Raw genomic sequence first — 21,050 nt, forward strand, 5'->3', positions numbered from 1 at the left:
CTGTCTGGTTTACCTGCCTCAGACCGGCTCCAGCCTGCTGTTTCGTTTGCTTCTCGGGCAAAACCGGTGCCGGTATGCCCCTGCAAATGTTAGAGCGCCGCTGTGTTTTCAAAACACATCAAGGGCATTCTAACCTATTGAATCTGCATATCGTGCTTCCCCGGGCATCGTGCTCGTCCCAGCTCCGATGCATTAGAGGGGTATCACTGATTCCCGTTTTGGGAAATGCAGAGTTTTTGTCATGCCCCGCTTTGGTTCAATTCTGCTCTTTGGTTGAATTGGATGGAGTGTCGATACCCGCTACCTTTTGCACCGATAGCGACAGGGCAGGTGCATCCTTGAAACGCTTGCTCATGTCACGAATGATGCGAGTTGCTTCGGTCGAAAGCGAACGGGGACGCACGAATACCGGCATGTTTTCTGTCGCACTGGCCACATTTGCAGACCCTGCCGCCGGTTCCGGACGCGAGCCCGACGGAAGCGGGTTCTGAATACCGGGGATCGGGCGGAGCTCCATGCCCTGATGGGCATAATCCATCAGCCGCTTGAAGGTCATCGCAGGCAAGGCACCGCCGGTCATGTTGTTCATCGGAGAGAAATCGTCATTACCAAACCATACGGCGGTGGTGTAGTTGCCGGTAAAGCCGACATACCAGGCGTCGCGGTAGGACTGCGATGTGCCGGTCTTGCCGCCGCTGACAATGCCGTTGTCCAGTGCGCCACGGCGGGCGGTACCATTGACCGGAATAGTCACCAGCATGCGGTTCATTTTGGAGTTGGCTTCTTCGCTCAAGACGCGGCGGGCAGGTTGTTCGTCGCGTTCGAAATCGTAGAGCACATTGCCTTCGTAATCGAGCACCTGTTCGATACCATGGCGACGCGATTGCATGCCGTCTGCCGGGAAAACAGCGTAACCGGTGGCCTGATCAAGAACGGTCACTTCCGACGTGCCAAGGGGAATGGTCTTGTCTTCGCGCAGCGGGGTCATCACACCCATGGCCTTTGCCGTATCGACAATGACCTTGGTGCCGAGAACATCCTTTGCGAGGCGTACCGGCACTGTGTTGTAGGACTTGGCCAGAGCGGTTTCCAGCGTCACCTTGCCAGCGTAAGAGCGGCCATAATTCTGTGGCGACCAACCGCGCCAGGTCACAGGCGCATCGGAAATCAACGTTTCCGGCTTGTAACCCTTTTCCATGGTGGCGGCATAGGTATAGACCTTGAAGGACGAACCGGGCTGGCGAAGCGCATTGGTGGCGCGGTTGAACTGGCTTTCGCCATAGTCACGACCGCCGACCATGGCACGCACGGCGCCACCGTTTTCGATCATCACCATTGCGCCCTGTTTGACGCGGTAGCCTTCGCCATATTCGCGAAGACTGGATTCCATCGACTGCTCGGCGACGCTTTGCAAGCCGGTATCAACCGTGGTGCGTACCACCACAGTGTGATCCTTGAATTTGCCGGAGGCCGAAAGTTTCTGCACCTCGTCGAAGGCCCAGTCGAGGAAGTAGTCGGGGGTCTTGACCTCGGCACGGTCGATTACCGTCGCCGGGTTGCGGCGCGCACCAATAACCTGACCTTCGGTCATCAGGCCGCCCTGAACAAGGTTGGACAGAACCTGGTTGGCGCGGGCACGTGCGGCAGGCAGGTTGGCATGCGGGGCGTATTTCGCCGGTGCCTTGAACAGGCCAGCAAGCATGGCAGATTCCGCCAGTGTGACGTCGCTCAGGTTCTTGCCGAAGTAAAACTGTGAGGCCGCAGCCGCACCAAAGGTGCCGCCGCCCATATAGGCGCGGTCAAGATAAAGGCTAAGGATTTCTTTTTTCGACATGTTGGCTTCAAGCCAAAGCGCGAGGAAAGCTTCCTTGACCTTGCGTTCCAGCGACCGCTCATTGGTCAGGAACAGGTTCTTGGCCAGCTGCTGGGTCAGCGTCGAGCCGCCTTGGACGACGCCGCCCGCGCGGGCGTTTTCGCTCATGGCACGGGCAAGACCTATAAAGTCGATACCGAAATGTTCAAAGAAGCGACGGTCTTCCGTTGCCAGAACCGCCTTGATGAAATGGTCGGGCAGTTCATCAATTGGCACTGAGTCTTCATGGATAATTCCTCGATGGCCAATTGTATTGCCGTAACGGTCCAAAAAGGTCACGGCGAAGTCGCCACGATATCGCCAGTCTTTTTTGGTTTCTTCAAAGGCAGGCATGGCAAGCGTCAGCAACAGCACGGAACCGGCGGCTCCAAGCGTCAGCGCATTGCCTGTGAGGTTGATAAGATGTTTTTTCCAACCCTCGACATGGAATTTCCGCGAAAAGATCGTTACTTCTTCCCAGAGGTCAACGAGGCGGAACCCTGCGGTCCACAAGCTGGAATCGATCCATGAATCGATTCGCAAGAGAATGTGGCGCTTGCGTTTGAGCGGTTTATTTGTGTTCTTGTCTTCCTGCACGTCGCGACCATGTCCTGTTCGGGTCTGAAAGGAATGCTTGACGCATTGAGCTTGCGCGGGTCATTCCTCGGCATCGGCCCCTGTAGATAAGAAATACCGCATATCTCGATGCTTGACGAGGTAGCAAAATCCGGCGATGGCGCGCGATGATGAAATGGAATGATGAATAATGAGTGACCTTCCGTTCTGGAAAACGAAATCGCTGGAGGAAATGACGACACAGGAGTGGGAAAGCCTCTGTGACGGCTGCGGCCTGTGCTGTCTTAACAAGCTGGAAGACTGGGACACCGGCGATGTCGTATTCACCTCCGTTCGATGTCAGTTGCTGGATGGCCATTCCTGCCAGTGCAGCGATTACCCCAATCGTCGCGCAACGGTGCCAGAATGCATCCAGCTGACCCCGGAACTGGTCGATGAAATCGGTTGGCTGCCTCCGACTTGCGGTTACCGGCTGGTGCGTGACGGTGACGACCTCTACTGGTGGCATCCGCTGGTGTCTGGAGACAAGGAAACTGTTCACATTGCAGGTATTTCGGCACGTGACCGCACTGTGAGCGAGCTTGACGTCGACGTGGATGATTTCGAGGACCATGTGGTCGACTGGCCGCTTCGGGTGGGAGAAAACGCGCCTGAGCGCCCCTGACACCAAAAACAACGGCAAGGAGATCAGTGAAACCGTCATTGATCTCTACCGTGCCCACGCCGCGGAGTTCGATCAGTCGCGTGGCAAGGACATGCGGGAAGCATCGTGGTTTGATCGCTTCCTGTCTCTCATACCTGCCTCATCGCATATTCTTGATATCGGCTGTGGTTCGGGCGAACCTATAGCGCGTTATTGCATCGAGCGCAGTTGCGCTGTAACCGGTATTGATGCGTCCGGCGAATTGATTGCGTTGTGCCGCTCGCGTTTTCCAAATCACCGCTGGCATGTCGAGGATATGCGTCAGCTTGATATCGGCCAGCAATTTGATGGCCTGATTGCCTGGCACAGCTTTTTCCACCTGACGCCGGATGACCAGCGCTTAATGTTTCCGCGTTTTGCCAGCCACGCAAAATCCGGCGCCGCACTGATGTTTACCTCGGGGCCGACCGCCGGCGAGGTGGTTGGTGAGTGGCAGGGCAGGCCGCTTTATCACGCCAGCCTTTCTGCAGAAGAGTATCGCCAGCTACTACATGACAACGGATTTCGAGTGTTGCATCACAGGGTAGAGGATCCCCAGTGTGGTGGCGCAACCGTGTGGCTGGCACAGAAAAACTGATACGCACCATCCTCTCTCACAACACCCTTCGATCACTGAGCACGGCAAGCGCATCCATTAAACGGCTATTTTTATTGAGATTTACGCCAGGGCTGGCCTAGTTTTGCCACGCTTCAATAAAAAACAACACCGTCCCTTGACCTTACCATGATGGGAAGCCCTACATAGGGTTCAGCGAAAGACGATTGCGCTGACTAGCGCCGTTTTGATTATGAGATCCATCTGACATCCGGGGGGATCTCAAAAAGGGGTTCCCATGAACGAGACCATTAAACACATCCACTCCGCTGAGCCGGTTTCCGTTCCCGTTGAAGGTATGACATGCGCTTCCTGCGTTCGCCGGGTGGAAACAGCCGCCGCGAAGGTGCCGGGCGTTGCAGCCAGTTCCGTCAATTTTGCTACCAAGAAACTGACCGTTGAACCTGGCGACGGTTTTTCGGCCAAGGCACTGGCCGCTGCCGTGAAAAAAATGGGTTATGAGGTAACCCCGAACCATCTTGAGCTGAATTTCGAAGGATTGAACAATTCTCAGGAAGCCGAACGTCTTAAATCAGTGCTGGAAGCGGTCGCGACAGTGGTCAATGTTCACGTCGATGCTGAACAGGGCGCTGTCCATATCGAGACAATTGGCGGGCGCCACGAGCGCGACACACTGTTGCAAACGGCCAATGCGGCCGGTTTCAAAACAAAGGTGGTATCGGGTACGGCACATCACGCCCATGCGGGCCATGCACATGCTGGCCATACCAGCGATACATCGGGTGATCAACCCTCCCATGGTGGCCATGACCACATGCAACATGTTGGCAGCGAGGCGTCCTTAAAGCGTGACCTGTTGATTGGTGGCGCGCTGACTTTGCCGCTGTTTATTCTCGAAATGACTGGCCATATCTACGAGCCATTCCATCACTGGCTGATGGGCGTCATTGAAACGCAGACGCTGTATTACATCTATTTTGCGCTGGCGACAGTGGTCATCTTTGGCCCCGGCTGGCGTTTCCTGAAGGCGGGCATTCCGGCATTGTTGCATGGCGCACCGGAGATGAATTCGCTGGTGTCGCTTGGTGTCCTCGCTGCCTACGCCTATTCGGTGTTTGTCACCTTTGCACCAGACCTGCTGCCCTATGAAGCGCAGTTCGTTTATTACGAGGCGGCCACCGTTATCGTGGTGCTCATTCTGACGGGGCGTTTGCTGGAAGCACGTGCGAGCGGCAAAACCGGCGATGCCATTCGTAAACTCGCCAGTCTGCAAGCCAAAACCGCACGTGTTGAACGTGAAGGTCAGGAAATCGAGATTTCTCCTGATGACGTGGTGCTGGGTGATGTCATCATCATTCGCCCCGGCGAGCGTATTGCCGTTGACGGTGAGGTGGTTGAGGGCGCGTCTTTCGTCGATGAATCGATGATCTCGGGCGAACCGGTGCCGGTTGAAAAAACAGTTGGCGCAACGGTGATCGGTGGCACGATCAACAAGACAGGCGGTTTCAAGTTTAAGGCGACCAAGGTTGGCGGCGATACCATGCTGGCGCAAATCATCCGCATGGTTGAAGAGGCCCAGGGTTCCAAACTGCCAATCCAGTTGCTGGTCGACCGGGTCACGGCCTTGTTCGTGCCAGTGATCATCGCCATTGCCATTATCACCTTCTTTGTCTGGCTGACCTTTGGTCCGTCACCGGCCTATACCTATGCTCTGGTCAATGCCGTTGCGGTACTGATCATTGCCTGCCCATGCGCCATGGGCCTGGCAACTCCGACGTCCATCATGGTTGGAACGGGCAGGGCAGCTGAGCTTGGTGTGTTGTTCCGCAAGGGGGATGCCCTGCAAGCCTTGCGTTCTGCCGAAATCGTCGTTGTCGACAAGACCGGTACTGTTACCAAGGGAAGCCCGGAACTGACCGATCTCGTGGTGGCGGAAGGTTTTGGCGAGGCGGAGGTGTTGCGTCTGGTTGCAGCTGTTGAAGCGCGCTCCGAGCATCCGATTGCCGAGGCCATCGTGAAGGCTGCCAAAGACCGGGATTTGGGTGCCGTAAAAGCTGCACAGAATTTTGAGAGCGTCACCGGCTACGGCATTGCGGCAACAGTCTCCGGCCGCAAGGTTGAGGTCGGTGCTGATCGTTTCATGAAAAAGCTTGGGCTTTCCGTTGACGTGTTCACTGAGGTTGCCAACCGTCTGGGCGACGAGGGCAAGAGCCCGCTTTATGCGGCAGTCGATGGCCAATTGGCTGCGATCATTGCCGTTGCCGATCCGCTGAAGCCGACCAGTGTCACTGCCATCAGGGCGCTGCAGGATATGGGCGTTGAGGTTGTCATGGTGACCGGCGACAATGAGCGCACCGCCAAGGCGATTGCCCGCCAGGTTGGCATTACCCGCGTCGTGGCGGAAGTGTTGCCGGAGGGCAAGGTCAAGGCCATCCATGATCTGCGTCAGGGCGGCAAGACGCTTGCCTTTGTTGGTGATGGCATCAATGACGCTCCAGCCCTTGCCGAGGCCGATATCGGCCTTGCCATTGGCACGGGTACCGATGTTGCAATCGAAAGTGCCGATGTGGTGCTGGTGGGTGGTGACCTGACCGGCGTGGTCAATGCCATTGAAATGAGCCGTGCGACCATTCGCAACATCAAGGAAAACCTATGCTGGGCCTTTGGGTACAACGTTGCGCTAGTGCCGGTGGCGGCAGGCGTGCTTTACCCGTCCTTTGGCATTCTATTGTCACCAATGCTCGGCGCGGGCGCCATGGCGCTTTCCAGTGTCTTTGTGGTGGCCAATGCGCTGCGACTGAAAACCGTCAGGGTTTCGCACCATGACATGTCTCAACAGGGAACCCATGCCGCATGAATATCGGGCAAGCTTCATTAGCCTCCGGCGTCTCTGCCAAGATGATCCGTTATTATGAGCAGATCGGCCTCATCCATCCGGCAGAGCGAACTGGCAATAATTACCGGGTGTATGGCGAGCAGGATATTCACAACCTGCGCTTCATCAAGCGGTCGAGAACGCTCGGCTTTTCACTGGAGGAGACCGAGACGCTGCTAAAACTCTGGCAGGACAAGAGCCGGGAAAGCAGCGCCGTGAAGGAAATTGCGCTCTCGCATATCGCCGATCTTGAACACAAGATCGCAGAAATGAAGAGCATGGTGACGACCCTGTCACACCTGGCCCATTGCTGCGGTGGCGACCACAGGCCCGATTGCCCGATCCTCGATGATCTCGCCGGGTTTGACGTGCCGCCATCCAACCCATCTCACCGTCATAAAAACTGAAACAGCATGAAAGGAAATATCATGAGCGATACCGTAACATTCCATGTGCCGGACATGACCTGCGGCCACTGTGAAAAGACCGTGCGTGGCGCGCTGGCAGATGTACTGCCGGATGCAGAGGTCAGCATCGATCTTTCGACACATAGCGTGTCTGTTACAGGAAATGCGCAGACTGCCGAAGAAGCCATTCGCGGGGCTGGTTACAGTCCTGAAAAGGCAGCGTGACAGCCGCCAGTACCTTTCACGTCGCCATCAATGGCCTGTTGAAGACCAGACATTGATGGTGATGACGCCGGCCATGATGAGCGCAATGCCGATAATCGCCGGCAGGTCCAGCTTCTGGCCCATTAAAACCCAACCGATAATGGAGATCAGAACAATGCCGGTGCCGGACCAGATGGCATAGGCCACGCCGACAGGGATGGTTTTCAGCGTGATCGACAAGAAATAAAACGCCGCACCATAACCGACCACTACAATGAGTGACGGTACCAATTGGCTAAAGCCATGCGACGCTTTTAGGGCAGCCGTGGCGATGACTTCCGAGACAATTGCAATGCCAAGTGCGAGATATGCGTTCATGCCCACGCATCAAGCAGAAAAGCGAAATCTCGTCACGTGAATTTTCGATGATTTCAGGTCCATAAACGAGCCGACGCCGGTTATGTCGACCCGATCATCTGTCATTCTGGTATGCCGAGGAATTTGAAGGCAGGGCTTTCCTTGAATTCGCCGCTGGTTTCTCCAGAAAAAGTATGGTCCTGATCCGGTCCCAGATCGAGCTTCAGGACTTTGCCGGTGTTTTCCGCAAAATCCAGCTTCTTCAAATCGACCCAAAAAGTATTTGGAGTCAGTGCCGACTCGAAGAAGTAAAGTTTGCGCTTGTGGTCCACCACAACGCGCCAGCGGGTGGATGAGATGTTCGGTTCTTCCGGCGTGTTGATGCCAAATGGCACCGAGGCATTGCGGATCACGCTAAATACGCTGGCAAGTGCCCGGTTGGAATCTTCTTCCTTCGGAATGGCGTTCACGTAAAACGATGCGCGGGCAAAACGGTCCGCCGCACGGTTGGTGCCCGGCAGCATCGTGGTGCCACCAATGCTCTTCCAATAGGCGTTGAGTGCCAGCTGTTGCTCGAACTGCGGAGAATTCGTCATGACCTGGTAATCACGGTTGTGATGAATGACCTGCTTGCCCTTGATATATTCGACAATGGCGCTGTCGCCGCTGGCGTCGGACATCGACAGGTGAAGCGTGGTCAGCCGGTTTTCGCCAGGCACGTTATCGGTAACAACGGTGAAGGGTTCTTTTTCCAGTGCTTCGACAGCTTCTGCAACGGTGGCAAAGTTATCCAACACATATTGCGCCCAGGCGGCGATTGTCAGCCCGGGCTTGTTTTTGTCGAGCACCGGGTATTCCGATTCCGCCAGCCACAGCAGGTTGGCGTTCAGACCCATTTCATTGATGCCATCGGTCGTGGAGACATCGTAGCCCGTGGCGACCACGCTACCATATTTGGCTTTCCACTTTATCGAATTCAGCCCGGTTTCACCTGTTCGTTCTATGCCGCGCGGCAGTACCCAAAGATTGGTCGCAACGTCATTTTTCCAGTCCATGGAACGTGCAGTGATGATGTTGTCGTTTGGACCGAGATAGACAACGCGTGTGCAGGCTTCGGCAGTGGTCTGAAGTGTGAAAACGCTAGCGAAGGCAAGGGCGACCAATGATTTTGAAACGTTAAGGCGTCTGGCTTTCATGGGAGATTTCCTCTGCTTGGAGCCTGGTATCAGGACGTTCAAAAGCGCATGGAAAAACCAACGACAGGCCCATGCTGCGTCACGTTCCAGCGGAACTTGTTGGCACCGGTAAAGTCGTCGCTTTCATAGTCCTGATGCAGCACGCGGTATCCGGCCCGCAGGATCGTCGGTTTGCCAAACATCGTGGTGCGATAACCGAGATAGGATTGTGCGTTGATGGTGAATTTCGATCCGACATCAAACCCGCCAACATCCACCGAGCTAAACAGGTTCCAGCGATCGGTGAGGTCGGCATTGACGCGCAGACCGATGAACGGATCAACCCAGTCGGCGCTTTTTTGGGCGCTCAGACCCAGAAAATGCACGGTGCCTTCCAGCTTGGTCCATCGAATACCAGCGGTCGGTTCAATCGAAATGGTACGTGGGCGGTTGAAAACAGTCTGACCACCCAGCTCAGCTTCATAGGCCTTGAAAAAGGCGCCAGCACTCAAGGAAGTGGTCTTGATACCAAGATCGAGTTCATTGGCCAGCAACTGCTCGTCCTGACTGGTACGCACATGTTGCGCGTCAAAATAGACGCCCCAAAAGCCATTTGTGATCTCGACATTGCCCATAACGACGAAGTCGAGATGTTTGAGAACATCTGAGAAGGGCACATCGACATCAGTGTCGAAGCCGGCCAGTGAACCGTCACCGTTCAGGCTGGCGGCCCAAGCATAGGGGCTTACAATCACGGCCCATTCGCGTTCAGGGGCCATGCGCTCTGCGTTGAAATCAGCGCCGAAAGCCGGGAAAGCGAGTGACAGCGCCGCGACCGACATCAATGAACGAATGGAATGATACAAAGCAGCGCCCCCGCCATTTACGCATCTGGCGAGGATAATAATCAGAAGTTATTGTCGCGCAATCTAATTCAATGCAGGGTGGATGAAATTTAAAAGACTACGGTTTGAGGGCCCATACGGTTGCGTGTTGTACTGAACCGGCAGGCGCGTGCAACAATGCGGAACTGACCGGGGCAAAGCCGTCGATCCGTTTAGTGCCGACCCAGCGTCCCCTGTCGGCGAACACTTCAATCGAGCCGAAATCGAGGAAAATACGAAAGCGGGAAGGTCTCGCATCCCGCGCCAAATAATGCGGGGATGGAGCACCACTTTTATCCTCGTGACGGATCCACAGCCCGGTGTCATCGCACACGACACCGAGGCGCAAGGTGGGATGTTCAAGTTCCAGATCGAAGTGTCGACCGGCTTCCGATGTTTCGAAAAGCAGTTCGATGGCGCCGCTGAGAAATGTCACGCGTTCGCCAGCCGCCAAACGGGTGCGGTCGAGAATTTGACTGCGCAGGCTTTCAGCCGCACCAATCGGAGGGGTCAACAAGGCATCACCGGCAAGGTGCAGTCGCCTTGGCAATGTCATGGCGGTGGGAAAATCGATTTCCGGGCTTGCATCGCACCAGTTGGCCAACCAGCCGATACCAACGGCGGTATCGCCATCCAGAAAGGCTTGAAACGCATAATTGTCGGTGCCGAAATCCAGTTCCTGTCCGAAGGACTTGATGAAGGTTTTTCCGTCGAACCAGCCGACATCGGCCATGGTCAGGTTCTTGCGACCGGTCTGCGCATCCTCGCTGTGCATCAGGCCATAAATCAGTACCCAGCGCGTGGCACGCCCGGTCACCGGCCCATCCAGTGGCAACAGGCATGGACACTCGATGGCCGTCGTCTTGTAGCGGGTCTCGATCAGCAATTTACCAACATAGGTCCAGTCGGAAGCGGCGGTCGGATCCTGTGTTTCATAAAGCAGGATAACGCCGCCCTGATCGCTCTGGCTACCAAGCAGCATTTTCCAGATGCCATCCGGTCCCCTGAACACATATGGGTCTCGAAAGTCGGGCGTCAGACCTTCATTTGCCGGGCGAGTGGCGAGAATAACGTCGGCCTGTCCAGCCATGATCAGATCATGTGAAATGGCGGTTAGCTGAATCTGATGTTCCGGCTCGCGCCCCAATTCTTGCTCGGTGAAAAACACACGAATGCCCGGTCCTTCGGCAAGCGGAATGGTGGTGCCGGAAAAGGCCCCGCCACGCTTGTCGGGTTTCGCGGTCAGTTCCTCGGATGGGAACAGGAAGATAGGCAGATGCCGCCAGCGCAAGTAATCGGATGAAACCGCGTGGCCCCAATGCATGGTATTCCAGTGCAGCCCGTGTGAATAATGCTGATAAAACAGGTGCGGTCGCCCTTCAAAACGACCAAAACCGTTGGGGTCGTTCATCCAGCCGAAGGGTGGGCGGAAATGATAGCTGCCTGATATGTCAGGGGCGGCATTGTCCGGCTTGGTGTGAACCACGGTAATGCCGGTTTCCAGTACGTCGGAGGCCGTAAACCAGTAGATGACCGAAACGGCCGTTAGCGCCGTGTCATAGTTCAGTTCCACATGGCCGCCGCCGAAAATCTGGTAGATACGAAATGAATATTCGTCGGTATTGGAACTGGAAACTTCGGCAAATTTCCCATTGGCATTGGAAAAGGCAACGGCACCTGCTTCATCTTCTTTTTTGGCCTTCAGCCATATGTGGAATGTCGTGTTGACAGGTAGGTCGAGGTGGATGGTGCGAATGGCGCTCTCTGCTTCGATGGGCAAGGATGTGTCGTTCATTCGGCGTCCTTTCTCGTCTGTGTCTAACTTTAGACAACGAAACTAAGGCGCAAAAGTTCAGCAAGAAAAAGGCTACGTGGTTTCAACGCGCGCATGTTGCCGCAACCACGACGCTATGTTTGCGGCACATCATAGATGTTTCATTAACTTAGAAGTTGAACTTATCGTGGAGATACAAGGGTTTACATTTGTTTAGATAGTCATGGACTATAAAGGTGCCGAAATTTCACTTTTATCCGGTAGAACAAATGTCTGTCATTACTAATAAAACCTCTGAAGTGCATGCCGAGTTACGTGCGCTTAATCAGGTTTTTGCTACGGTTCGGTACTCACCGGATGGCAGGATCAAGGCTGTAAATCACAGGTTTTTGCGCATCACCGGATATGAACTACCTGACCTGATAGGCCAGCAGGAAACCATGTTCCTGTCCAAAAGTTACCAGCGCACAGAACAGAACGCGATCTGGGAAGATCTGCGCGCTGGCAAGATCGCTGAAAAGCGTTCGCTTTGCATCACCAATGGCGGGCATGAAATCTGGCTACATTCGCGTTATGTGCCGCTGCAGAACGACGGTGGCCAAATCACTGAAATCGTGCAGATCGTTGAGGATGTGACTGAGCAGCAGACCCGCGAAGCGGACGAGCGCAGCCAGATCATCGCCATTAACAAGACTCAAGCCGTTGCCCATTTTTCGCTCAGCGGCGTCATTCTCAGTGCCAATGAAATCTTCCTCAATGCCATGGGCTATGAGGAACAGGAGATACTTGGCCAGCACCACTCGATTTTCATCCAGCAGGAAGAGCGGGAAAGTACAGAATACAAAGCTTTCTGGGAGGAACTCTCCAACGGCGCACACCGCGTGGGGGAATGCCGCCGGATCAACAAGGATGGCAATGAAGTCTGGCTGCAGGCGGTTTACAGCCCGGTACTAGACCCTGCTGGACGTCCGACAAAGGTGGTTAAATACGCCACGGACATTACCCAGCAAAAGCTGCGTCAAGCCGATTACAGCTGGCAGATTACCGCCATCCACAAGTCAAACCTTGTCATAACTTTTGATATGTACGGCACTATTCTGGATGCCAATGACCTGTTTTTGGAAGCGACCGGTTACACGGAAAACGAAATTTGCGGACGTCATCACCGCATCTTCGTTGAGCCATCTTATGCGCATAGCGGCGAATATGCCGCCTTCTGGCAGGACCTTCGCAAGGGGCACCATCGCTCCGGCCAGTACCGCCGCATCGGCAAGGACGGCAAGGAGGTCTGGTTGCAGGCGACCTACAATCCGATTTTCGACACCAATGGCCAGCCGGTCAAGGTGGTGAAATACGCCTCTGTGGTCACTGATGAACGTTTGTTGCAGGCCGATAATCAGGGTCAGATTGCTGCGATCCACAACGCGCAATGTGTGATTTCCTTCGAGCTCGACGGCACGATCATCGATGCCAACGAAAACTTCCTTGATGCCACCGGTTACCGTTATTCCGACGTACGCGGCATGCACCACAGCATGTTCGTGGATGAGGAGTATACCAAAACTGAGGACTACCAGTCCTTCTGGAAAAAGCTGTCAGAGGGCAATCATTGCGCGGGTGAGTATCGCCGCATCTGCAAGGATGGTCGCGAGATCTGGCTGCAGGCAACCTACAATCCCATTCTCGACATGAACGGTAAGCCGTTTAAAATCGTCAAATATGCGACCGACGTCACCGCTGACAAAATGATGCATGCCGATCATGTTGGCCAGATCAACGCCATCCACCGCTCGCAGGGTGTCATCGTGTTTAACCTCGATGGTACGGTTGCCGAGGCCAATCAAAACTTCCTGAACATGTTCGGTTATGAAGCCAATGAATTGGATGGAAAACACCACGCGACGCTTGTTGAAAAGGAATTTGCTGCCAGCCGAGAATATGTCGAGTTCTGGGATCTGCTGCGAACCGGTGCTTATCATTCGGGCATGTACAAGCGTCTGGGCAAAGACGGCCGCGAAATCTGGATCCAGGCCTCCTATAACCCCGTTCTCGATCTCGATGGCAAGCCGGTCAAGGTCATCAAATACGCCACCGATGTCAGCTCGAATGTTGCCCTGGCCGAAGCCTTCGAAGATGCTCGCCGTCAGGCCAACCATGATGCGGCAACGTCGCTGCCCAACCGCGCCAAGCTTTCCAGCTTCATGAATGCCTGCCTTGGTGGCCCGGAAGCCAGCATGGTGGTTTTCTACATCGACCTCGACCGCTTCAAGCCGGTCAACGATACATATGGCCACCATGTCGGTGACCGGGTGTTGGGTGAGGTGGCAGACCGTATGCGCCGCGCATTGAAGGACGACCAGCTTGTTGCCCGTATCGGAGGTGACGAATTCGTTATTGCCGCACCGGGAATGACGATGGATGAGATCGAGCCATTCTGCAAAAATCTCTACAAGTCTGTCACTCAGCCGATCCGTCACGATGGTGGTGAGGTGAGCATTGGCATGTCAATCGGTATTGCTATCGCGCCAACCGATGCGACGACACCGGATGAGTTGTTGCGGATGGCCGACACGGCCCTGTACCGCTCCAAGGAAAATGGTCGCGGGCATTACAGCTTTTTCGCATCCGACATGAATGAGAAGATCAGCACACAGCGTCAGCTGGCCGAAGACATGCGTCACAGCCTGACGGCTGGCGACTTCTATCTCGAATACCAGCCAAGATTTGATACGCGCCAGAGAACGATCCGCAGCGTGGAAGCACTGGTTCGCTGGGCGCACCCGGAACATGGTCGTATCAACCCGATGGACTTCATTTCCATTGCCGAACAGAACGGTCTGATCGTTCCGCTGGGTGAATGGATATTGCGCACTGCCTGCAATGCTGCTGCACAATGGGACAGTATCGGCGTTTCCGTCAACGTATCGCCCATTCAGTTCCGAGATGCCGGGCTTGTAGACAAGGTCAAATCCTGCCTGCTGGAAAGCGGTTTGCCTGGCCATCTGCTGGAACTTGAAATCACCGAAGGGGTGCTGCTGGAGGATGCCGAGCGCGCCAACGACGTGCTGCGGGATTTGAAGGCGCTGGGCATAAAGCTCGCAATGGACGATTTCGGAACCGGATATTCCTCACTGAGCTATCTGCGCAACTTCCCATTTGATGTGATCAAGATCGACCGCAGCTTTATCTCCGACATCGATTCCAGCGATAGTGCACGCTCGATCATTCAGGCCATCCTCGGTCTCGGCAAGGCGCTTGGCTTGTCCGTCACCGCTGAAGGTGTCGAAACCAACGAGCAGCTTGTCATGCTGACTGCTGATCAGTGTAACGAGGTTCAGGGCTTCCTGATGGCGCGACCTTTGACGACAAATCAGGTCAGCGAACTGCTCAATGAAATCCCGCAATTGAAAAACAAACCGTCGCTGGATGTTCTTTCAAAGGCGTCCTGATCGATCCGCTGCCGGCCTTCATCTCGGCGATGGAACAAAATTTTCCCTTTGCTGTTCTTCATGCGTGAAATCTCATCATGTGTGGAGAACAGATATGAATTGGCTGTCGATAAGTCTTGCGGCAATCACCCTGACAGCCACTTCACTTCCCGCTTTTTCCCAATCCATGAAAGCTGTCAGCCCACCAGCCCAGAAAAACCAAGCTGTGACCGCCGCCACGGGTGAGGTTCATTACATTACCGATGTTGCAGGCAAGCGCGTTCGTCTTGTCGGCTCGCGTTTTTACACCGATCCGGCAAATGCCATGCAGTTTCCCGGCCGGGAAAACCCTACGCTTGAAAGAAATGATCTGGCTGACGCAGCAGTGCAATAAACGACAAGCGGCATGCGGGGGCACATCATGAAAAAGACAAAGGCGAAAGAGCCGGCAAAAGCTGGGCTTTTGAAACGTGAGGATCAGGAAGGCGGCAAGGCGACATTCCCTGAGTTGTTCTTCGATCTGGTGTTCGTATTTGCGCTTATCCAACTGTCGCACACGCTGGCAGAAGATTTCGGTACGACGGCACTCGTCGAAGCGGCAATCCTTATCCTTGCGGTGTGGTGGCTGTGGATCAACACCACCTGGCTGACCAACCTGCTGAACACCGAAAAGGAAGTGGTCAGGCTGCTGCTGTTTGCCATGATGTTTGGCGGAATTCTGCTGGCCATTGCCATCCCAGAAGCCTTTGCCGAACAGGGCACGGTGTTTGCAGCCATCTACAGCGCCATTCAGATCGGCAGGACATGTTTTGCGCTCTATGTGTTCAAAGGCGTTGATGACGAGAATTATCGCATCTTTGCGCGTATGGCGGTGTGGCTGGTGTTTTCAAGCCTGTTCTGGTTTGCCGGGGGACTAGCCGAACTACACCTGCGCATAGTGCTGTGGACGCTTGCCATTGTGGTAGAATATGCAGGACCGCTGGTAAAATATTACGTACCGGGTCTTCAAACCGGTGGTGAAGAAAAGCTCGGGCTGTCGGGCGAACATCTGGCTGAACGCTGTGCGCTTTTCGTCATCATCTGCCTGGGTGAAACCATCCTGACGACTGGGCGCACTGCGTCGGAACATATGAATTCCAGCCTGACTTTCGTTGTATTCTTCTGCGCCTTTTCCAGCACGGTGCTGATGTGGTGGATCTATTTTGATTATGCGCAGCAGCGGGTGTCCGAAAAGGTGGATGGCGCTGCGGAACCGGAAAAGATCGCTCAAAGCCTGTTTAATTACGGTCATTTGCCGATCGTCGCGGGCATCATCTTAACCGCGGTGGGGGAAGATTTCAGCCTGTCGCATAGCCATGACGAAGCGACGCTGCGCCAGACGCTGGCCATCATCGGTGGGCCGGTCCTGTTTCTGGCCGGAGCGATCGGTGTGAAAATGGCCTCGGCCCATATGCGGTCAGTTTCGCATTTTGTCGGCATTGCCATTTTGGTCGGCTTGCTCTTCCTGCCGGGCCTGCCGCTTTATCTATTGCAAATTGCCAGTGCCGCCGTGCTTTTGATGGTCGCCATATGGGAGTATCTCGTTGTTCGCCGGCGTTCAGTCACCGTTTCCGCTGCATGACGCTGTGTGGGTGAAATCCTCTCGCATCTTTGCCTGACAAGCCCCATATAGAGGCAAACGCAGGGAGTGAAACCTTGACCCAATTCGATAATTCATATGCCCGTTTGCCCGAACGGTTTAGCGCAGCGGTCATGCCAACGCAGGTGAAAGCGCCGCAGCTTATTGCTTTTAACAAGCCACTCGCCGAGGAGTTGGTGCCGGATCTCGCCGATGCCGATAATGTGCGCTTGGCGCAGATTTTTTCCGGCAACACCATTCTGCAGGGCTCCGAGCCTCTGGCCATGGCCTATGCTGGCCACCAGTTCGGCGGCTTTGTGCCGCAGCTTGGGGATGGCCGTGCAATCCTCTTGGGTGAGGTGGTCGACACATCCGGCAAACGCCGCGACATCCAGCTGAAAGGGTCGGGCCGTACGCCGTTCTCTCGGCGAGGGGACGGGCGCGCGGCGCTTGGGCCGGTTTTGCGCGAATACATTGTCTCGGAAGCCATGTATGCGCTTGGCATTCCCGCAACACGCGCGCTTGCCGCTGTGACGACAGGCGAGCGGGTGCAGCGTGAAACCGGTCTGCCGGGCGGTGTCTTTACCCGCGTTGCCGCAAGCCATATCCGCGTTGGCACATTCCAGTTTTTTGCCGCCAGAGAAGACAATGAGGCCATCAAGGCCTTGGCCGATCACGTCATTGATCGCCACTATCCGCACGCCAGACAGGCAGAAAACCCATATCTTGCCATGCTGCAGGGCATTGCCGCACGCCAACTCGAACTGATTGCACGCTGGCTGATGGTCGGTTTCATTCACGGCGTGATGAACACTGACAATATGGCGGTGTCGGGCGAAACCATCGATTTCGGCCCCTGTGCCTTTCTCGATGAATACCAGCCGATGAAGGTGTTTTCTTCCATCGATGCGCAGGGGCGTTACGCCTACAACAACCAGCCCGGTATCGCCCAGTGGAACATTGCCCGGCTGGCGGAATGCCTGCTGCCGCTGCTGGATGAGAATGTCGAAAAAGCAGCCGAGATGGCCAATGGCGTGCTGGCAGATTTTGCCGGAACTTTCCCGCAACGCTGGCTCAGCGGTTTCCGCCAGAAGCTTGGCTTAAACAATGAAGAGGACGATGACGAAGCGCTGGTGCAGGATTTGCTGGAGCAGATGAAGCTGGGTGAGGTCGATTTCACACTCGCCTTTCGTCGGCTGTGCGATGCCGCCGAGGGTAACGTCGAGCCTTTCCGCAGTATGTTTATTGATCTGCATTCGATTGATACGTGGCTTGCGCGGTGGAAAGAACGGGCAGGGCGCGAAGTTACGTCACCGCAAGGACGGGTGGTCACTATGCGCGCCACCAACCCGGCAATCATTCCGCGCAACCACCGCATTGAGGAACTGATTGCGGCGGCAGTCGAGGATGGTGACTTTGAACCCTTCCGCGACATGTTGAAGGCAATTGCCAAGCCGTTTGAAGAACTGCCGGAATTTTCCGTCTACATGCAGCCGCCAATGGGCCATGAGCGAGTGTTCAGGACATTCTGCGGGACTTAAGTCCAGCGCAAGCAGCTTGGGGGCGAAAAGTCATCGCCCCCGATTGTGCAGCTTTAGCCGACCTTCGCCAAACCGTCATGCGGCGCATAATAGTGGCCGAAGCGATTGTTTAGGAATTTGGGCAGAGCAACTTCTTCCTGCTTCACGAAACCCTTCTGTGGCAGGGTGCCATCGGCCAGAAGATCCAGGACCGTGCAGATGCCGGCGGCTGTGGTGACCTGGATCGCGCTCATCATGCGGCCTGATACGGCGCCGGCATAGACCTTGTTGGCATAGGTTTCCTGAAGGAAACGGCCACCGCGCGTGCCGCAAACAGTCACGAACACAATCACCACGTCCTGCATGGTCGCAGGTAGGGCATTTTCAAACAGGTCCTTCAGCACCTCGCGGCGGTTGCGCAGGTTGAGGTCGTTTAGCAGCGCCTTCATGATCGACACATGGCCGGGGTAACGGATAGTGCGGTAGTTCATGGTGCGCACCTTGCCTTCGAGCGTCGCCGCGAGTGTACCAAGGCCACCCGAGGTGTTGAACGCCTCATAGGTCACGCCATCCAGTGAGAACTCTTCGCGCTCTTCCAAAGCAGGAACGGCGGTCAAACGACCTTCGACAATCGCTTCACACTGTTCGATATATTCGTTGATCAGGCCGTCGGTGCTCCAGGTCAGGTTATAGTTGAGCGCATTGGACGGATATTGCGGAAGGGCACCAACCCGCATGCGCACGCTGTCCAGTTTGTCGAAACGGGAAGCGAGATCGGCAGCCACGATGGAGATGAAACCGGGTGCCAGCCCGCATTGCGGGATGAGCGCGGTGTTGGCGGTTTCCGCAAGTGCCTTGACCCGGCGGGTGGATTCAACGTCTTCGGTCAGATCGAGATAATGTGTGCCGACTGCAACCGCCGCTTCGGCAATGCCCGAGGTCAAGTGAAACGGTGCGGCTGAGAGAACGGCGAACTGACCTTTGAGCAAGGCCTCAAGTTCCGTACGGTTGGTAATATCGACAACTTTGGTTTCAACCAGCTCATGGGCCGGCACATTGGCCAACTGTTCTGTAGAACGATCCGCAACGGTAATCCGGTAATCACCCGTGGCTGCCAGCATCCATGAAATGGCAGAGCCAATATTTCCAGCGCCAACGACGACAATGTTTTTCATTTTTATTTCCCCACAGGATGATGCAATTTTTTAACAGAATGCCGATTTTTCTTGTCGATTCGTAGCTGCATATGTTTCATATAGACGAAATAAATAACGCATAATGCCGACAGGATTGCGCAATATGACGGTAAGCGACAAGGATCGCGCTTTGCTGGCGCTATTGAGTGAAAATGCCCGTATGCCGGTGACGGAACTGGCGCGCAAACTTGGCCTGTCACGCACCACGGTACAGGCCCGGATCGAGCGTCTGGAAGCGGATGGGGTGATTGCCGGTTACGGCCTTCGGCTGTCGGATGCCTATCGCAGCGGGCTGGTGCGGGCGCATGTGCTTATCACCATCGCGCCCAAATCCCTGCCGGCGGTGACGGCGGCACTCGCCGCGATCAGCGAAGTCACGACACTACACTCTGTCAGCGGCACCTTTGATCTGATTGCCATACTGGCAGCCCCATCCATTGCCGATCTCGACAGCCTGATTGATCGCATCGGCGCAATCGATGGGGTCGAGCGAACCCTGTCGTCGATTATTCTGTCGACCCGGATTTCGCGCTGAAGCGTTCAGTTTTTCTCGGCAGCATTGTCATCATAGGCTTTTTGCGCCGCAAGCACCGCTTCTATATTGCCTTCCGCCCAATGGGTCAGCGCCGCAACGGTTTCATTTAACGTCAGCCCAAGCGGTGTCAGTGAATATTCCACGGTCACCGGGACAGTGGGGAAGACCTCGCGGTTGACGAGGCCGTCACGCTCCAGCTTTTTCAACGTCTGTGACAGAACCTTCTGCGAAATGCCTTTGATGTCCCGTCGCAGATGGTTGAAGCGCACGGTCTTGGAGCGCAGCCGGTCCAGGATCAACAGCGCCCATTTGTCGGCCAGCCTGTCCAGCACCATACGGGTGGGGCAGCGATCCTCGTAGACATCATAGACATGTTCCATCTCAACACCGCTTTGGCACGGTCCCCGGTTTCCTGATGGAAACCATGTGACTTTAAAGTGCTCTCTTTCGCCACTTTCGTGATGAAAGTATGTATCTCAAGCACACATAGTTTCTAACGGATACTAAGAGGTTTTGAAATGGCAGGCAAGGTTCTCGTATTGGGGGCAAATGGAAACGTCGGCAAACCGCTGGTCAAGCTGTTGCTCGACAAGGGCGAAAGCGTGAAGGCCGCTTCCCGCTCCGGTAACGCTATTGATGGTGCGGAAGCCGTGCGGTTTGATTACGATGACGCGGCAACCTTCGGCCCGGCTTTCGAGGGCGTCGATCGTGCCTACATCATGCTGGCGGGTGGTTATGTCGATGCCAAGGGCAAGTTATTGCCGGTGATTGAGGCTGCTATCAGCCGCAATGTCAAAATCGTCTTCCAGAGCGTGCTGGGTGTCGATGCCGATGACAGCATTCCTTACCGGCAGGTGGAACTGACCATCATCAATTCGGGTGTGCCTTATGTCATCCTGCGGCCCAATTGGTTCTCGGACAATTTCCACACTTACTGGAAGGCAGGCATCGACCACGGTCAGGTCTCGGTTCCCGCCGATGATGGCAAGTCCAGTTTCATCGATGTGCGGGACATTGCCGCCAGTGCAGCCGCAGCACTCACCACAAGCAATTTTGATGGCAAGGCGTTTAACCTGACCGGGCCTGAAGGATTGGGTTATGCTGACGCTATTGCACTTATCTCTAAGGCAACCGGCAAGCCGGTGACCTATTTGACCTTGAGTGACGAGGCCTTTATCGGCCTTTTGACCGGTGTTGGTGTACCGGAGGATTACGCAACATTCCTCACCTCGATCTTCTATCCGGTCCGTCAGGGTTGGACGTCAGGTGTGACCGGTGATGTTGAAACGCTGACAGGTAAACCTGCACGTTCGCTGGAAACCTACATCGCCGACAATCTCGCGACACTCAAAGCCTAAGCGAAGACCTTAGATAGGGCAGAGCTGTTCTG

General features: G+C 55.2%; 18 protein-coding genes. 11 read left to right on the forward strand and 7 right to left on the reverse strand.

All coding sequences use genetic code 11. From position 1 onward, the window contains the following. Positions 1–256: 256 nt before the first annotated feature. A complete protein-coding gene (locus tag IB237_RS04115; protein WP_192487310.1) occupies positions 257–2,449 on the reverse strand; it encodes a transglycosylase domain-containing protein in 2,193 nt (730 codons plus the stop codon). 169 nt (positions 2,450–2,618) lie between these two features. On the opposite strand from IB237_RS04115, the gene IB237_RS04120 reads away from it, so the two are divergent. From IB237_RS04120 to IB237_RS04140, 5 genes are all read left to right on the forward strand, one after another. Further along, on the forward strand, positions 2,619–3,092 hold the full coding sequence (locus IB237_RS04120; protein ID WP_192487311.1) for a YcgN family cysteine cluster protein: 474 nt from the start codon (positions 2,619–2,621) through the stop codon (positions 3,090–3,092). Continuing rightward, positions 3,040–3,708 (forward strand): class I SAM-dependent methyltransferase, encoded by a 669-nt coding sequence (locus IB237_RS04125; RefSeq protein WP_192487312.1) that lies wholly within the window; start codon positions 3,040–3,042, stop codon positions 3,706–3,708. The genes IB237_RS04120 and IB237_RS04125 overlap by 53 nt, the downstream gene beginning before the upstream one ends. 256 nt (positions 3,709–3,964) lie before the next feature. Next, entirely contained in the window at positions 3,965–6,544 is a 2,580-nt protein-coding gene (locus IB237_RS04130; RefSeq protein WP_192487313.1) for a heavy metal translocating P-type ATPase, read from the forward strand. Next, positions 6,541–6,969, forward strand: coding sequence for a Cu(I)-responsive transcriptional regulator (gene cueR, locus IB237_RS04135; RefSeq protein ID WP_192487314.1), 429 nt, complete (start codon positions 6,541–6,543; stop codon positions 6,967–6,969). The genes IB237_RS04130 and cueR overlap by 4 nt, the downstream gene beginning before the upstream one ends. Before the next feature lie 21 nt (positions 6,970–6,990). Beyond that, the gene (locus tag IB237_RS04140; RefSeq protein ID WP_192487315.1) at positions 6,991–7,194 is read left to right on the forward strand and encodes a heavy-metal-associated domain-containing protein; all 204 of its coding nucleotides are present in this window, start codon (positions 6,991–6,993) and stop codon (positions 7,192–7,194) included. Between the two features lie 27 nt (positions 7,195–7,221). Here IB237_RS04140 and IB237_RS04145 read toward each other — a convergent pair whose 3' ends face one another. The 4 genes from IB237_RS04145 to IB237_RS04160 form a co-directional block, all read right to left on the reverse strand. Further along, on the reverse strand, positions 7,222–7,551 hold the full coding sequence (locus IB237_RS04145; RefSeq protein ID WP_192487316.1) for a multidrug efflux SMR transporter: 330 nt from the start codon (positions 7,549–7,551) through the stop codon (positions 7,222–7,224). Positions 7,552–7,652: 101 nt separating this feature from the next. Continuing rightward, positions 7,653–8,726, reverse strand: coding sequence for a linear amide C-N hydrolase (locus IB237_RS04150; RefSeq protein WP_192487317.1), 1,074 nt, complete (start codon positions 8,724–8,726; stop codon positions 7,653–7,655). Between the two features lie 38 nt (positions 8,727–8,764). Further along, on the reverse strand, positions 8,765–9,571 hold the full coding sequence (locus IB237_RS04155) for a hypothetical protein (protein WP_246787637.1): 807 nt from the start codon (positions 9,569–9,571) through the stop codon (positions 8,765–8,767). A 97-nt stretch (positions 9,572–9,668) separates the two neighbouring features. Next, the gene (locus IB237_RS04160; RefSeq protein WP_192487318.1) at positions 9,669–11,384 is read right to left on the reverse strand and encodes a glycoside hydrolase family 32 protein; all 1,716 of its coding nucleotides are present in this window, start codon (positions 11,382–11,384) and stop codon (positions 9,669–9,671) included. A 248-nt stretch (positions 11,385–11,632) separates the two neighbouring features. Here IB237_RS04160 and IB237_RS04165 point away from each other — a divergent pair, with 248 nt between their 5' ends. From IB237_RS04165 to IB237_RS04180, 4 genes are all read left to right on the forward strand, one after another. Continuing rightward, positions 11,633–14,812 (forward strand): bifunctional diguanylate cyclase/phosphodiesterase, encoded by a 3,180-nt coding sequence (locus IB237_RS04165; protein WP_192487319.1) that lies wholly within the window; start codon positions 11,633–11,635, stop codon positions 14,810–14,812. A 94-nt stretch (positions 14,813–14,906) separates the two neighbouring features. Then, on the forward strand, positions 14,907–15,185 hold the full coding sequence (locus IB237_RS04170; RefSeq protein ID WP_192487320.1) for a hypothetical protein: 279 nt from the start codon (positions 14,907–14,909) through the stop codon (positions 15,183–15,185). Positions 15,186–15,212: 27 nt separating this feature from the next. Further along, a complete protein-coding gene (locus IB237_RS04175) occupies positions 15,213–16,412 on the forward strand; it encodes a low temperature requirement protein A (RefSeq protein WP_246787639.1) in 1,200 nt (399 codons plus the stop codon). Between the two features lie 74 nt (positions 16,413–16,486). Then, positions 16,487–17,950, forward strand: a complete 1,464-nt coding sequence (locus IB237_RS04180) for a YdiU family protein (protein ID WP_192487322.1) — start codon at positions 16,487–16,489, stop codon at positions 17,948–17,950. Positions 17,951–18,003: 53 nt separating this feature from the next. Here IB237_RS04180 and IB237_RS04185 read toward each other — a convergent pair whose 3' ends face one another. Then, entirely contained in the window at positions 18,004–19,110 is a 1,107-nt protein-coding gene (locus IB237_RS04185) for a saccharopine dehydrogenase NADP-binding domain-containing protein (RefSeq protein WP_371815252.1), read from the reverse strand. 118 nt (positions 19,111–19,228) lie between these two features. Here IB237_RS04185 and IB237_RS04190 point away from each other — a divergent pair, with 118 nt between their 5' ends. After that, entirely contained in the window at positions 19,229–19,660 is a 432-nt protein-coding gene (locus IB237_RS04190; protein WP_192487324.1) for an Lrp/AsnC family transcriptional regulator, read from the forward strand. Between the two features lie 5 nt (positions 19,661–19,665). Here the strand turns inward: IB237_RS04190 and IB237_RS04195 are convergent, their stop codons facing one another. Next, positions 19,666–20,040: a helix-turn-helix domain-containing protein gene (locus tag IB237_RS04195; protein WP_192487325.1), complete on the reverse strand. Its 375-nt coding sequence runs from the start codon at positions 20,038–20,040 to the stop codon at positions 19,666–19,668. A 138-nt stretch (positions 20,041–20,178) separates the two neighbouring features. Between IB237_RS04195 and IB237_RS04200 the strand changes: the two genes are divergently transcribed. Continuing rightward, entirely contained in the window at positions 20,179–21,018 is an 840-nt protein-coding gene (locus tag IB237_RS04200) for an SDR family oxidoreductase (RefSeq protein WP_192487326.1), read from the forward strand. Positions 21,019–21,050 lie beyond the last annotated feature (32 nt).

The organism is Agrobacterium sp. AGB01 (genome assembly GCF_014851585.1).
Lineage (GTDB): Bacteria > Pseudomonadota > Alphaproteobacteria > Rhizobiales > Rhizobiaceae > Agrobacterium.

What these genes read in the sequence shown, in the direction of transcription:
- IB237_RS04120 (WP_192487311.1), top strand. Translation starts at nt 2,619, where the DNA reads ATGAGTGACCTTCCGTTCTGGAAAACGAAATCGCTGGAGGAAATGACG.
- IB237_RS04125 (WP_192487312.1), top strand. Translation starts at nt 3,040, where the DNA reads ATGTGGTCGACTGGCCGCTTCGGGTGGGAGAAAACGCGCCTGAGCGCC.
- IB237_RS04130 (WP_192487313.1), top strand. Translation starts at nt 3,965, where the DNA reads ATGAACGAGACCATTAAACACATCCACTCCGCTGAGCCGGTTTCCGTT.
- cueR (WP_192487314.1), top strand. Translation starts at nt 6,541, where the DNA reads ATGAATATCGGGCAAGCTTCATTAGCCTCCGGCGTCTCTGCCAAGATG.
- IB237_RS04140 (WP_192487315.1), top strand. Translation starts at nt 6,991, where the DNA reads ATGAGCGATACCGTAACATTCCATGTGCCGGACATGACCTGCGGCCAC.
- IB237_RS04145 (WP_192487316.1), bottom strand. Translation starts at nt 7,551, where the DNA reads ATGAACGCATATCTCGCACTTGGCATTGCAATTGTCTCGGAAGTCATC.
- IB237_RS04150 (WP_192487317.1), bottom strand. Translation starts at nt 8,726, where the DNA reads ATGAAAGCCAGACGCCTTAACGTTTCAAAATCATTGGTCGCCCTTGCC.
- IB237_RS04160 (WP_192487318.1), bottom strand. Translation starts at nt 11,384, where the DNA reads ATGAACGACACATCCTTGCCCATCGAAGCAGAGAGCGCCATTCGCACC.
- IB237_RS04165 (WP_192487319.1), top strand. Translation starts at nt 11,633, where the DNA reads ATGTCTGTCATTACTAATAAAACCTCTGAAGTGCATGCCGAGTTACGT.
- IB237_RS04170 (WP_192487320.1), top strand. Translation starts at nt 14,907, where the DNA reads ATGAATTGGCTGTCGATAAGTCTTGCGGCAATCACCCTGACAGCCACT.
- IB237_RS04175 (WP_246787639.1), top strand. Translation starts at nt 15,213, where the DNA reads ATGAAAAAGACAAAGGCGAAAGAGCCGGCAAAAGCTGGGCTTTTGAAA.
- IB237_RS04190 (WP_192487324.1), top strand. Translation starts at nt 19,229, where the DNA reads ATGACGGTAAGCGACAAGGATCGCGCTTTGCTGGCGCTATTGAGTGAA.
- IB237_RS04195 (WP_192487325.1), bottom strand. Translation starts at nt 20,040, where the DNA reads ATGGAACATGTCTATGATGTCTACGAGGATCGCTGCCCCACCCGTATG.
- IB237_RS04200 (WP_192487326.1), top strand. Translation starts at nt 20,179, where the DNA reads ATGGCAGGCAAGGTTCTCGTATTGGGGGCAAATGGAAACGTCGGCAAA.